The organism is Thalassospira sp. ER-Se-21-Dark, from assembly GCF_017922435.1.
Lineage (GTDB): Bacteria > Pseudomonadota > Alphaproteobacteria > Rhodospirillales > Thalassospiraceae > Thalassospira.
In genome coordinates this window covers 384,808-398,335 of record NZ_VDEZ01000001.1, presented here as the reverse complement: position 1 = coordinate 398,335, position 13,528 = coordinate 384,808, and the positions used below count along the sequence as shown (strand labels likewise).

General features: G+C 51.8%; 11 protein-coding genes. 3 read left to right on the top strand and 8 right to left on the bottom strand.

What is annotated here, in order from left to right:
• Positions 1–139: 139 nt before the first annotated feature.
• The 7 genes from fhuF to FHI25_RS01725 form a co-directional block, all read right to left on the bottom strand.
• Positions 140–925 (bottom strand): siderophore-iron reductase FhuF, encoded by a 786-nt coding sequence (fhuF, locus tag FHI25_RS01755; RefSeq protein WP_210514456.1) that lies wholly within the window; start codon positions 923–925, stop codon positions 140–142.
• Positions 922–2,931: a Fe(3+)-hydroxamate ABC transporter permease FhuB gene (fhuB, locus tag FHI25_RS01750; RefSeq protein ID WP_197145705.1), complete on the bottom strand. Its 2,010-nt coding sequence runs from the start codon at positions 2,929–2,931 to the stop codon at positions 922–924. Before fhuB ends, fhuF begins: the two co-directional genes overlap by 4 nt.
• Positions 2,928–3,869 carry an ABC transporter substrate-binding protein gene (locus FHI25_RS01745; RefSeq protein ID WP_210514453.1) on the bottom strand — a complete coding sequence of 314 codons (942 nt, stop codon included), beginning with the start codon at positions 3,867–3,869 and terminating at the stop codon, positions 2,928–2,930. The genes fhuB and FHI25_RS01745 overlap by 4 nt, the downstream gene beginning before the upstream one ends.
• 14 nt (positions 3,870–3,883) lie before the next feature.
• Complete coding sequence (locus FHI25_RS01740; protein ID WP_349237946.1) at positions 3,884–4,615, bottom strand: ABC transporter ATP-binding protein; 732 nt, start codon at positions 4,613–4,615, stop codon at positions 3,884–3,886.
• Between the two features lie 162 nt (positions 4,616–4,777).
• Complete coding sequence (locus FHI25_RS01735) at positions 4,778–7,237, bottom strand: TonB-dependent siderophore receptor (RefSeq protein WP_210514446.1); 2,460 nt, start codon at positions 7,235–7,237, stop codon at positions 4,778–4,780.
• Between the two features lie 178 nt (positions 7,238–7,415).
• Positions 7,416–8,447, bottom strand: coding sequence for a FecR domain-containing protein (locus FHI25_RS20790; protein ID WP_210514442.1), 1,032 nt, complete (start codon positions 8,445–8,447; stop codon positions 7,416–7,418).
• 78 nt (positions 8,448–8,525) lie between these two features.
• A complete protein-coding gene (locus FHI25_RS01725) occupies positions 8,526–9,098 on the bottom strand; it encodes an RNA polymerase sigma factor (RefSeq protein ID WP_246878858.1) in 573 nt (190 codons plus the stop codon).
• A gap of 171 nt (positions 9,099–9,269) precedes the next feature.
• On the opposite strand from FHI25_RS01725, the gene FHI25_RS01720 reads away from it, so the two are divergent.
• The gene (locus tag FHI25_RS01720) at positions 9,270–10,016 is read left to right on the top strand and encodes a hypothetical protein (protein ID WP_210514436.1); all 747 of its coding nucleotides are present in this window, start codon (positions 9,270–9,272) and stop codon (positions 10,014–10,016) included.
• A 216-nt stretch (positions 10,017–10,232) separates the two neighbouring features.
• Here FHI25_RS01720 and FHI25_RS01715 read toward each other — a convergent pair whose 3' ends face one another.
• Positions 10,233–10,883: a GntR family transcriptional regulator gene (locus tag FHI25_RS01715; RefSeq protein WP_210514434.1), complete on the bottom strand. Its 651-nt coding sequence runs from the start codon at positions 10,881–10,883 to the stop codon at positions 10,233–10,235.
• 121 nt (positions 10,884–11,004) lie between these two features.
• Between FHI25_RS01715 and tcuA the strand changes: the two genes are divergently transcribed.
• Both tcuA and tcuB read left to right on the top strand, forming a co-directional pair.
• The gene (gene tcuA / locus FHI25_RS01710) at positions 11,005–12,393 is read left to right on the top strand and encodes an FAD-dependent tricarballylate dehydrogenase TcuA (protein ID WP_210514432.1); all 1,389 of its coding nucleotides are present in this window, start codon (positions 11,005–11,007) and stop codon (positions 12,391–12,393) included.
• On the top strand, positions 12,377–13,507 hold the full coding sequence (gene tcuB, locus FHI25_RS01705) for a tricarballylate utilization 4Fe-4S protein TcuB (RefSeq protein WP_210514430.1): 1,131 nt from the start codon (positions 12,377–12,379) through the stop codon (positions 13,505–13,507). The genes tcuA and tcuB overlap by 17 nt, the downstream gene beginning before the upstream one ends.
• The last annotated feature ends 21 nt before the right edge of the window (positions 13,508–13,528 follow it).

The following is a 13,528-nucleotide window of genomic DNA, read 5'->3' as shown; positions in this document are numbered from 1 at the left end:
CATCTTTTGTCACTCGGACGGATCTGATGGCAAATCAGATCCGTCCGTTGTTCATAAGACGGGATTTTCAATGAGCTTCAGTAAGGAATTCTGCAGAGCGGATTTCATGTCGCAGGAAAGCAGACTACCTGCGAGAAATCTAAAGTTTCGCCAGCGGGCAGCTTGGACAAGTGTCGACGGACGTCAGTAAATAGCGAAGGCAGCAGACACGTCTTGACGGGGTGCCATCGTCGGATTGTTTGGTGCTGTAGGGGTTCGCCATCGGGTTTCGATTGCCATCTGGACGCTTGACGTCGTTGATCAGTGGTGCAAGCGATACCCTGGTGTTTTTCAGGACATGTTTCTCAACGTAAGCAACGACAACGCCAATATTGGACCAAAACACCTTTGGCGAAACTTTTGACGATGCAGCCAGTGAAGCAACCATCGGTTCGAGATGTCCGTCAATCAGGCATTCCAGATGAGCCCAAGGATCAGGCGGGATCGATTTTTCTTTCAACTCATGCACCTGCCGGTCATGAATCTCGAACCCGGCCGGACATTGATTATCGTCCGTTGTCAGACTGATAAAGTTGGGCTGAAACGTAAGGACTGCTTCGCCTGCTGCGGCCAAAACCAGCACAGGGGATAACAGAACTCCGAAATACCATTGTGACCACATCGAGATGGCGGCACGCCGATCATCTTGCGGATATTTTGCCTGGCAATAGTGATCAAGAAGTGGTGCCAAACAATCAGGATCGTGGAGCGCAAAGCAATCAATTCCGCCACTGTGCGTCGTCAGGATCTGATGCCGGTCACCAAGCCCTTGATAGGGTCCTTGAAAGAGATCGGTTTTGATCTCAGACAGTGATCGGGTGGTAGGGGAATTGCCGATGGCGGGAGAAGCGTTCTTTTCAGAGCCGTTTTGAAGGGCATTCATCATGAGGCACCCCGCCCGACGCGCATAAGCAGCCAGACCATGATAGGCCCGGCAATGATAGCGGCCATCAGTCCGGCCGGAATTTCCCAAGGAAAGAATAACATTCTCCCAAGCCAGTCAGCGGCAACCATTAAAGCAGCTCCGATCAGCGCGGCCCCGACCGTATGCGGTAATGCATGTCGCAATCCGGCCAGTTTTGCCAGATGCGGTGAAATCAGACCGGCGAAGCTTAGTGGGCCAACCAACAAAGTAGCTGCCGCTGTCAGGATAGAAGCAAACATCAGCATAACCCCGCGCGAGATCGACAGATCGACACCGAGCGACTTGGTTGTCACAGGCCCCAGCGGAAACAGATTAAGCCAACGGGCAAATGCTGGAAGAATGGGTAAGGCGCTCACAGCAATGATTGCCAGAACACTCGCGCGGTCGAAGCCAAGGCCGTATGTTGATCCCGAACTCCAGGCCAACAAGCGTGTTGCGCGGGGATCACCACCGGCCATCAGAAATGCGATGAAGCCATCAAACAAAGCACCAATCGCAATACCGGCAATCAAAATCCGTTCCGGCGCGTATCCCGATTTTCGGGTAAGCGCAAAGATCGCCCCCAGGGTAATGAATGCACCAATTGCTGCACCAGAAATCTGCAACCAAGCCGTTGGTGCATCGATCAGGAAGACAATCGCAATCATACCGATTGCAGCACCTGCACTGACACCCAGACTTTCGGGACTTGCCATCGGGTTTGCCGTCATGCGTTGCAATATGGTGCCTGCAATTGCCAGCATGGTTCCAGCAGCCATTGCACCGAGAATACGCGGACCGCGCCACGGCCAGACGGTATTCAGTGCATTACCCAATTGAAGTTGCCAGTCACCGTGAATATCTCGACCGACCAAAATCGCCCCTATGATCACCAGAAGCACACCAGCCAGAACGCGCAAGTGATTTCTAATGTTGCGCTGATCAGGTTCTGGGGCGGGCGACGTGTTTTGCGATGGTTGAGAATTGCTGCGCAGTTGCCGGATCATAATGATTAAAAGCGGTCCACCGAGAATCCCGGTCAGCGCGCCAGCAGGCACTAATGTCCCAATATATCCCGATAAAACCTGAACACCTTGATCCGCAGCACACAATAGTACGGCGCCGAAAACAGCAGACATCAGAAGTTTTGATCGCAACCGTCTGAAGCCCAGCATTCGCGTAATGGCTGGTCCAGCCAGTCCGACAAACCCGATAATACCTACCGCTGCAACAATGGTTGCCGTAAGCCAACAGCCGATCAAAAGGCAAAGTAGTCGCATTCGTGCTGGCGATGCGCCAAGGACGGTCGCCTGATGATCGCTGAGATTAAGCATTTCAAGCGGTCGAGCCAAGGCGACAGCCAGTGCCGCACCCATGCATACTTTCGCTGCCAATGGTTCAAGGATATACCAACCGTCTTGGGTAAGGTCGCCGCTTCCCCAGATAAACAGGCTTTTTAGCCATTCATGGTGAATTATTGCCAAGGCAGTTGTTACTGCCCCACAATAGAGCGCGATTATCATACCTGTCAGGATGACGATCAGTGGCGAGAAGCCACTGCGGCGCGCCAAGGCAAATACCAGAAAACCGACAACAAGTGCACCCAACAGTGCAATCGTTTCCTGACCGATGGCAAGCGCACCCGGCACATAGAGCGTCACCAGTGTCAGCGCCAGTTTAGCGCCGCCTGCAAGGCCAAGTGTGGACGGCGATGCCAACGGGTTTTTTAACGTGTGTTGAAACAAAGCACCGGCAACGGCAAGACCCGCACCAGCGACAAGTGCAATCAAAAACCTTGGTATCCAGCCCTGGGTGAGCAACAACGACCGCGTGTCCGATCCAGCCGCAAGGTCGAATATTGCCGCCGGGGACAGGCTACCGGCCTCAATGTCCAGAGACAGCAGGCTTAGCAAAACGGCAAGGATGCAAAGCGAAACGGGAACCGCATGGAATTGGATCGCATGTCTGCGCATGGCTTGACTTGTCATGACGCGAATTCCCCATGAGCAGCACCTTGCGATGTCAGGGCATTGGCAAGCAGATCAGAAAAGCGACCGGCGGCAAAAAGCCCGCCAAATGTTGCTACTGGTGGCATCGTGATCAGCCCAAATCGTTTGATGGACGGTAGTTCCGAAAGGATCGGGCTATGTACAATTGCGCGGTCGACATTGTCTGGAACGGGTTTGATCGCGATGAGGGCTGCGTTTGAGTATTGCGCGATCTGATCGATCGTCACGGTCGCAAACCCCCAATGATTGGTGGGGCCTGTCCAGGCGTTTTTGACGGGAAGGAGATCAATCACATCCTGCATCAGACTGTTTTGCCCATAGACCCGCATGTGGCGCGGCGAGAGCATGCTGGTGACAAGTACCGAACTGGCCTGCGATGAAGTAAGTTCGCGAGAGGCTTGATCTATGCGGCTTAGGGTGTCCGAGATCAGTATCTCGGCAGTGCCCCGATGCCCGGTAACTTCGGCAATCTTTTGTGCCGCGGCCATCGCATTCAGGAAGGGCGTCTTGCTACTGCTATAAATGTCGATTTTTTCAATCGGGGCCAGGTCGGAAAGGCGGGAATACTGGTTTGCATAGAAACTGCTGGTCAGTATCAGATCGGGATCAAGTTGCGCCAATCTTTCCAGACTTGGTTGAAAACGTGCGCCAAGATTGATGACCTGTTCAGGAACTTTTGGTTCCTGAACCCAGGCGCGGTATCCTGGCACATCCGCCATGGCAAGCGGAACGATCCCCATCGCAAGTGCTGTTTCAGCAAGTGCGCCATCTGCGATGACGACACGCTTGGGAACATCAGCCTTAGCGGAGCGTGTAAAGCTTTCTGGCAGCACAGGTGTGAGTGTTGCAATGGCAGATAGACCAGCAAGACCCTTAAGAAAATGTCGTCTGGAACATGTCTGATGTTGTTGATGCATTGAATCGCCCCCAATCACACATTGGCAAGGGCAAAAGGATGCCCATTGGTGGGGTGAGGCTGCACCAGCATATCCATGCCAAAAATATCGCGAAGCATGTCTGACTGCATGATGGTCGCCGGTGGCGCATCCGCGATCAGTTTGCCGCCCTTAAGCGCGACAATATGATCGGCAAAGCGCGCGGCCAGATTGATGTCATGCAAGACGGCAACAATGCATAGACCGTCCTGTTTGCAGAGCTGTTCGAGTAAAAGCAGGATTTCGTATTGATGTGATAGATCCAGCGCAGAAATCGGCTCATCAAGCAATAGGCAGGAGGCTTGTTGCGCAAGTGTAACTGCGATCCAGGCTCTTTGGCGTTCACCACCTGAAAGCGTACTGACTGCGCGTTTGCGAAGGGCTTCGAGGCCCGTCAAAAGGATCGCACGTTCAATCGATTGTTTGTCGCGCTCGCGCAGGCGACCAAATGGCCCGTGCCATGGATAACGACCAAGCGCAATCAGTTCTTCGACGGTATAGTCCGCCCCGTGCCCCGGGTCCTGTGCGAGATAGGCAACGTTTTTGGCAAACTCACGTGCACTAAACCGCCCAACGTCATTCCCGCCAAGTGTGACAGCTCCACTTGTTGGCTTGTTCAGTCCGGCCAGCATTTTAAGCGCAGTGGATTTCCCAGACCCATTATGGCCGACAATTGCTGTCAGGCAGCCAGCGCGGAAAGTAACGGATATGTTGTCAAGGAGTGTCACGCCTCTAGCCGTTTCAAAGCGGGCTTTTTGCATTCCAAGGACAGCAGGACGATCAGATAAATCCATGGCCATAATTCGCTCTCGATAAACGCAGAAAATCCGCGATGAACGCGGATTGCGAGAATGGGGCCGGGGCGCAACCGTGCGCCCCGGATTAATCGATTACCAGTCGTATTTCAGAGTTGCAGCTATGGTCTGTCCTTCAATCTGGTAGCAGTAACCGTTGTTACAGATAGCGGCATCGTTGTCGGCAAGGTTAGTGCCATTAATCGCAAGGGTCAGACCATCCAGCTTGTTACTAAGTGCTGCGAAGTCATAGCGGATCGCAGCATCAAGCACCGTATAGGGCTTGTTCTTGCTCGTATTGGTGTAATTGGCATAGCTTGAGTCGGTGTAGCGAACACCAACGCCAAATCCCCATCCATCAAGAGGGCCTTGATTGAAGTTGTAGTTTGCCCAAGAGGATGCAGCCTTTTCCGGTGTCACAAGTGGGGTATTACCGCGATAGGAACCTTTGACGATTTTGGCATTGTTGTAGGCAAGGTTGCCAACCAGGCTAAGATTTTCAGTTACATTGGCACTGCCTTCAATCTCAAGTCCGCGCGATTCAACTTTGCCAATTGAGTCATAATACGAACCGATAGAGCCACTGTAGCCAGCATAGCGTGCAACGTTGTCCTCGGTCAGGCGATAGGCGGAAACCGTGAAGAAGCCATCAAACCCGACCGGTTCGAACTTGATACCGGCTTCATACTGCTCACCCTCGGTCGGGTTGAGCATTTTGCCTTCAGAGTCCTGACTAGTGCTAGGCAAGAAGGATGTGCCCCAACTGACATAAGGCGAGATGCCATTGTCAAAGGCATAAAGGGCGCTGACGTTAAAGGTCGTTGCGGTGTTGTAGTCGGTTGACCCCGTATTGGTTAGTCGGCTGATACGTTTGCGTTCTGCATAATCAAAGCGCACACCGCCATTAAGATGCCAGTTGCCAAGTTCAATCTGGTCCTGAACATAGATACCGGACTGATTGTAGGTTACGTCATCAAATGTTGTGTAAGCCGGTGTCGTGCCCGAAATCGACCGATTTGGGTCATTGAGATAGAAGATGTAATCACTGAGTACACCGCTTGAGCCAAAACGGTAATCCGACTTTGAATACATCAGATCAAGACCGGTCATTACTTCGTGTTTGGCGTCAGCGGTCTCGAAAGTCGTGATGACTTGGTTGTCGACCTGCGCGCTCCAGAGGGTTTCCTCAACAGCTTGTGCTGCGCGGTGATATTCCGTGTTTGAGTTCTTCCAGCCGCCGCCGGTCACGCCGCCAGTCAGGTACCGCGCTTCAAGATCGAAATATCCAAACCGCGCCTTCTGGGCCAAGGTAACAGGCAGGTTGCTTAGATCATGGGTCAGATCATAGCCGACCTGAAACTGATCCTGTTTCTGATAGTCGTAATCCGCGTCGCTGGTGCGGTAATCAAGGATTTCGCCATTCAGGTTCAGAAGGGTTGCCGAGGCATCCGTTTCGTCATGCTGGAACAAGGTATAGATAGTCAGATCTGTATCTGCATTGGGTTGCCAACGAATTGTTGGCGCGAACATTTGCCGATCATCCTGAATTTCGTTGCTGGTTTCGCCAAAGCGGGCCATGCCAACAATGCGTGATGCCCAGGTCCCGTTTTCTGTCAGGCCAAGATTGTAATCAAACCCGCCTTCGTATGAGTCCGTGTTGGTGAAACGGCCATAGACATTGTTCTTTGCACCAAGGTGAGGGCGTTTGGTAACGCTGTTGAGTAAGCCGCCCGGTGTTGATTGCCCGTAAAGTGCCGCTGTGGGGCCCTTTACGATTTCAAGCTGTTCAAGGCCGTAGGGTTCGGTGCGAAACGTTGCATAGACGCCTGTCATCTGGCGTAAGCCATCTCGGTAGTCGCCGTAGATATGTACCGGATAGCCACGAACATAAACCTGATCAAAGCGCGGATCATATCCGTAATTGTTGGTTGCTACCCCTGCGGTATAAGCAACTGCATCTTCGATGCTCGCAACGGCGCGGTCCTCGATTTCCTGGCCAGATACGACGGAAATACTTTTGGCCGTTTCAATCAGAGCTTTGCTGGTTTTTGTACCAGCACTGCTTCGCGTAGCGACATAGCCATGAGCGAGGTCATCTGAGTCCTGGGCGTTTGCCTCGACATAGAGCGGGTCAATGACGGTTGCTCCACTGCTGTCTGATGTTTCCAGCTTGGTGAGAGAAACCGTGTTCTTGCCGGTAAAGCGATAGCTGACGCCACTGCCGGAAAGCAGGATACTCAATGCCTCAGCAGGGGAATGCGTGCCGTTAAGGGCAGTGCTTTGCAATCCGGCAACCCGATCGACATCATAAAAGAGTTGCAGATTTGTTTGATTGGCAAAGTTCAAAAGCGCCTGGTTAAGGTCCTGTGCCGGGATGGAAAAATCGATTGCGGATGCTGTGTCACTTTGCGTTTCTGTATTTTGCTGCGCGGTTGCAGGCGCCGATACCCCAGCAACAACAATGCCCGCGGCCAATGCGACCAAGCTGACACTATGTGCCAGACGATGACCAAACCCGTTTACCAATCCAGCTTTGCCGGTTTTTATTACCTGCATTACGCAGACCCCCATTCTCGAAAGTTTTTCTCAAAACGCAAATGATTGTCATTTGCTTGTGTTGGGTGAGACGGGATTTACGTTCAGACTCAGTAAGATAAATTTCAGTTTTTTTGATTTTTGTGTCGATAAGGACCGGAAGTCGAAGAAATCCGGGCTTTTCAGATTGCTGCTATGCTTAGTAAATAACGGTCATTAGGGGGGGTATTGAGATATTTTGGACACCAAGTTCCCGTGAAATCAGTTCAAGTCCAGCCTGAGGATCCGTCATGTCAAAGACACCACTGACAAGCTTGCGTGCCGCAGTCTCGTTCGCAATCATGATTTTGCCGCGCTGATACCGTGAGAATTCCGAGACAACTTCGCGCAGAGTAACGCGATCAAATATCAGCTTGCCTTTTTGCCAACCAAGCGCCCTGTCTGGATTGATTATTGAAACTGGGCTAATCGAATGGCGGTTATAACGAACGGCCTGATTTTCCGCCAAAATCGCTATTTGTTCTGATGTTGCCGAGTTTGGTTTGACTTCAACCTGATGTTCCAGCACGGCCACATTGGTGTGGTCATCAAAGCTGTTAACGATAAACCGCGTGCCCAAAGCCTGCACTTGGCCATGCGGCGAGGTGACGGTGAAAACACGCTTGTCCGCATGTTCCATCGGAACCGCCTGAAAGTCTGCAAGTCCGCTAATCAATGCGATGTTTCGGGTTTGATCGGTAAACTGAACCGCTATTGCACTATCGGGTCCCAGGGTGACGATGCTACCATCCTCAAGTGTAATGGCCCGAACTTCCCCAACAACAGTATGGTAATCAGCACTTAGGAAAACGGTCGGGTCACCAACCATAACGCGGGTTGAAACAATCGCTAGCAGAAAGCTTGCGGCAAGTGCGACGTAGCCCCAGCGATGTGTCTTTGCCGACGGGGCTTTGGCTGGCGGTTTTGCCGGATGCTTAAGCTCAACAACCTCTGATGAAGGACTCTCGGTTGTGCGATCTGTAGATTTGATCGCATCATCCATGACAGCAAGCGCGTTATTGGCCTCTATGAAAGCTTGCTGGTTTTCCGGTGCTGCATCCAGCCAAACATTGAGCTCTTCATGCTCAAATGTGCTGAGGTCGCCATTGACCATTTTCGCAACCCAATTGGACGCGGTCAGATCAGTGTTTTTCTGTGTTTCTCGCATTTGGCTCACGTTACCAACCTGCACTTGCCGACAACCCGGACAAAGCGTCCTTATCTGTTGGACGATAAAACTGCAAGAAATGCGTAAAAACTTTGTGCAATTTCATGACCGGCTTTCCCGCATGCGCTTCATCACATGGGCAATTGCGCGCGCGACATGTTTCTGAACAGAACTGTCAGAAATACCGAGTTGTTCGGCCGCTTCGCGATAGGTCAGCCCTTCAACGCGCACAAGAATAAAGATTTTGCGCGTTTTGTCAGGCAGCTCATCAAGCGCGCGACGTACATATTCAAGTTCAGATTGCCCCCCAACGATCTGTTCTGGCGAGGGTGAATTATTTGGAATGACATCAAGGGGAATGTCATTGGCGCCTGCGATCGGGTTTCGCTTTTGCGCCCGGACATGATCAATCGCAAGATTATGGGCAACGCGGTACAGGTAGGAACGGACATGGGTGACTTTGTTTGCCTTATCGGGGCTGGCATGTTCCGACACACGCAAAAATGTCTCCTGTGTCAGATCCATTGCAGTATCCGCATCACGCAAAAGACGCGTCAGATAAATCTGCAATTCCCTTTGGTGAGACTGGAAGAGTTTTTTGAGGTCAGTTATTGCCAAGTCACATACCTGACTAAGGTGATGGGTTTTTAAGGAGTTATCAAAAATAATACTCATTCGCAATTAATTAGTTGTGCTGGGCGTATGAAGTTTGCATCCTGCACCTGTGTGCAGAGAATGTGTGTGGTTCCCTGAATAAAGCTTGGGAAAGCAACCGTTTGCGTCGAGCCCTACAGAAGCAGTCTGAAAAGTATGAGGTTAATCACTATGTTTCCGGAAAGCTGCGTCGTGAAAAAATTGGCATTAACCCGGAATGGATCTTTCGGAAGCTTTGGTGCCACCGACATTTTGAAATCGACCATTGCGATAATATACAGGCAACGCCTTGGTCAGGAGGAAATCGAAAGTCTGGCGAACAGATATCTGCACACACAGGAACAGCAAATACGGCTGGCCTTCGAGTTTCCTCAACGACGCGACAGTTTCACGATAGGACGATTGGCTGCGAAGCTTGCTTTGGAATGTCATCTGGACGATGTGTCACCAAATGATGTCGCCATAGGCAGTGGTGTCTTTCACCAGCCTATTATTATCGGCGCATCTGTCAGATGTTGTGAACTTGGTGTTTCGATTTCTCATTCGGACGAGATTTGTGTTGCCGTTATTTACCATAAAGGCCACCCGATCGGCGTTGATGTTGAAAAACTAGCTGAGGCCGATGTTGTGCCCGTGTTGAGTGATGTTAACGCGCGTTTAAGGCACCAGTTCTTCAAACTGTCTCTGAATGAGTATGAGGCTGCATCCATACTTTGGGTCGGACGGGAAAGCTTGGGAAAGGTACTAACAACGGGTATGACTGTGCCGCTAAAACTGTATGAGCCGACGTCAGTATCGGAAGTGGAGGCAGGGTTCAAATTGAGCTACAAGACCTTCACGCAATACCAGACCCAAGTTATGGCAATTAACAAAGCATGGTTGGCGATGACGTTGCCGGCACAGACAAAAATTGATTTCGGTTGGCTGCGGGGCACTTAGTCATTGGCGTAAGCCTAATATCTCTTCCCGAAGCGCGAAAAGGCTCTAGGGTGGAGAAAAATGTCAAATTCTATGGCATGCGACAGTAGTGTCTACAGAATGTAATCACTGCTCCGTAGCTCTCAATAATCCCGCTCAAAGTCAGTCCGAAGTAGTAACTCGTCTGAATTGTAATAATTCGGGTGTATGCGACCATTTCACGCTTAGCTGCACGCCTTATTCGCGTAGCAGCTTGATTCTTAACCTCTGTGCGCTTCGGATGTGATGTCGCGCATCGGCATCTGCCTGATCGGCGTTGCCGGATCGGATGCTGTCGATGATGTTCTTGTGTTCCTGATAGGCGCTTTGCGGTCTGTCCGTATATTGCAGCGTCGTGCCGCCAAGCAGTGCCATCGAGTTCGATAAAGAATTCAGTGCATCAATCAGAAAACGATTGTTCGCCGTTCTATAGAGCGCGTGGTGGAACAGTCGGTTGGCTTCTGCGACTTTTACCGGGTCATCACCATTTTTCAGCATCAGTTCATTGAGGTCTTCAAGCTCGGCAATTTCGAGCTCCGATGCGTGGCGCGCGGCATAGCGGGCGGCTGTTCCTTCCAGAACTTCGCGGATTTCATACAGTTCAATCACTTCGCGATGATCCAGTTCCCGGATCACCGCACCGTGCCTTGGCAGGTGGATAAGCAATCCATCGCTTTCTAGGCGCCGGATGGCATCGCGGACCGGGGTGCGGCTAATCCCAAACCTTTCAGCAACCTCCACCTCGCGGATTCGGGTTCCCGGCTTAAGCTCGCCGTGCTGAATCGCTGCCAAAAGCTTCTGATAGGCAACTTCGCTGCGAGGCTGCTGATCGGCGGAATCTGGGCTCATTGAGCGGCACCTGCTTTGTTCTGTCTGGTTTTAACTTGACACACGCCTTGTGAAATCACAAGTCTTGCAGACAATTGTATACAAGAGTATCCAAAAACATACAAAGAGAGGTGCGGGTGCTGTGAAAACCAGATTTGATCATTACGATGTTCTTGTCGCGGGCGGTGGGCAGGCCGGGCTTATTGCAGCAATCGTCGCAGCGGAAAAAGGGGCGCGTGTTTGTTTGCTTGAAGGTGCGCCTCGGACTCATCGTGGCGGGAATACCCGCCATACACGTAATTTGCGCCCGATGCATATTGGTCCCTTGTCAGTCCTGAGCGGCACCTATGACGAGGCCGAATATTGGGATGATCTGATGCGCGTGACGAAGGGCAAGACAAACGAAACCCTGGCGCGTATGACTTTGCGAAATTCGACAGAGGCGGTTGCCTGGCTTGAACAGCGCGGCGTACAGTTTCAGCCGCCATTGGGTGGAACTCTGCATCTAGGACGAACCAACGCCTTCTTTATGGGGGGCGGCAAGCAGCTGTTGAATGCGCTTTATCGCCATGCCGAGAAGCTTGGCGTTGAAGTCCACTACGATGCGATGGTCTCGTCCGTCGATATTGCAGACGGAGAATTCAAAAGCCTTCAGGTTGGCGAGCATACGATATCGGCCAAGGCCTTTGTGGCCGCTGCTGGCGGGTTTGAAGCAAACATTGAATGGCTGAAGGAAGCATGGGGTGACATCGCCGAAAACTTCCTGATCCGTGGGACACCTTATAACCGGGGTGACTTGCTGCGTATTCTGCTGGACGCCGGCGCCCAACAGATCGGTGAGCCCAATCAATGCCATGCAGTTGCAATTGACGGACGCGCGCCAAAGTTCGATGGCGGGATTTGTACGCGGGTTGACTGCGTGTCGCTTGGCATTGTGGTCAACAAGAATGCCGAACGATTTTACGATGAAGGCGAAGATTTCTGGCCAAAGCGCTATGCAATCTGGGGGCGTCTTGTTGCCGATCAGCCTGATCAGGTCGCCCACGTCATCATTGACCAGAAAGCACGCGGTGCCTTCATGCCGCCGGTCTTCCCACCCGTTGTTGCCAATACAATCGGTGAATTGGCCGAAAAAATTGGTCTAGACCCGGCAACACTTGAGAAAACCGTCAACGACTATAACGCATCGGTTCAACCGGGACAGTTCGATCATACCGAGCTTGACGGCGTGCATACCAACGGGCTTGCGGTGAACAAAACCAACTGGGCGCGCACACTCGATCATCCCCCCTACAGTGCCTATTCGCTGCGACCTGGCATCACGTTCACCTATCTCGGTGTGGAAGTCAGTGAAAAGGCGCAGATGCAGATGGCGAACGGAACCGAAAGCTCGAACATCTTTGCGGCCGGGGAAATCATGGCCGGCAACGTATTAGGCCAAGGATATCTTGCCGGGATTGGCATGACGATTGGCAATGTATTTGGACGAATTGCAGGAAGCGAGGCTGCCGATTATGCGCTCAACCGATAAAACAACCGAAGCCGCCCGCGTGATGACCATCTGCAATGCCTGCCGCTATTGCGAGGGGCATTGCGCTGTTTTCCAGGCGATGGAGCTGCGGTTGGAATTCAATTCGGACACGCTCGATTATCTGGCAAATCTTTGCCACAACTGCGGGGCTTGTTACCACAATTGCCAATATGCGCCGCCGCACGAATTTCAGCTGAACGTGCCGGCGGCAATGGCCGAGCTCCGTCAGGAAAACTATGGGGTTTATGCATGGCCGGGCTTTATGGGCCGGCTGTTTGCCAATAATGGCCTTTGGGTCAGTCTTCTGTCCGTCATCGTTATCACACTGTTTTTCGGGGCGTCCGCCATTTTGACAGGGGCCGACTTCTTTGCTGCACATGAGAATGCATTTTATGGCGTCATCTCGCACAATGTTTTGGCGACCCTGTTTGGTATCGTTGGTGGCTTTGTCTTGCTTGCACTGGTGGGATCGGTTGTGAAGTTCTGGCGGACAATGAATTTGCCAAGTCCGCTGATGCTTGATTATCCGCGCGTCATGCAGGGCATAAAGGATGCACTTTCCCTCAAATACCTTGATGGCGGGAATGGTCAGGGCTGTTCCTATCCCGGAGAGACGCCATCAATGGCCAGACGTTGGTTCCATCAAATGACCTTCTGGGGCTTTATGTTGTGCTTTGCTGCGACATCAAGCGCCACGATATTGCATTACGGCTTCGATCTTCCCGCACCCTATGGATACTTAAGCCTGCCAAAGCTGTTTGGCATCCTTGGCGGGATCGGTCTTATTGTAGGACCTGCCGGGCTTTTGATGCTTAAGGCCAAGGCCGATGCTGCCCCGAAAGGCAAAACCAATAAAGGTATGGATGTCAGTTTCCTGGTTTTGCTGTTTTTGACCAGTTTCACGGGACTTTGCCTGATGGTTGTGCGTGATACGCACTATGTCGGGATGATGCTGAGCCTTCATCTGGGCGTTGTGATGACCCTGTTTCTGTCGATGCCCTATGGCAAGTTTATCCACGGGTTCTACCGATTGATTGCGCTGATTGTCTTTGCAGTAGAGAAAAACGATCACAAACAGGTGGTCGGTGTCTGCCAGAGCAAGAAGACTATCTGAATTTCATGACGTTAAAGGCTG

Coding starts and splice junctions, on each gene's coding strand:
- FHI25_RS01725 (WP_246878858.1), bottom strand. CDS start 9,098: ATGAGTATTATTTTTGATAACTCCTTAAAAACCCATCACCTTAGTCAG.
- FHI25_RS01745 (WP_210514453.1), bottom strand. CDS start 3,869: ATGCATCAACAACATCAGACATGTTCCAGACGACATTTTCTTAAGGGT.
- fhuB (WP_197145705.1), bottom strand. CDS start 2,931: ATGACAAGTCAAGCCATGCGCAGACATGCGATCCAATTCCATGCGGTT.
- FHI25_RS01735 (WP_210514446.1), bottom strand. CDS start 7,237: ATGCAGGTAATAAAAACCGGCAAAGCTGGATTGGTAAACGGGTTTGGT.
- FHI25_RS01715 (WP_210514434.1), bottom strand. CDS start 10,883: ATGAGCCCAGATTCCGCCGATCAGCAGCCTCGCAGCGAAGTTGCCTAT.
- fhuF (WP_210514456.1), bottom strand. CDS start 925: ATGATGAATGCCCTTCAAAACGGCTCTGAAAAGAACGCTTCTCCCGCC.
- tcuB (WP_210514430.1), top strand. CDS start 12,377: ATGCGCTCAACCGATAAAACAACCGAAGCCGCCCGCGTGATGACCATC.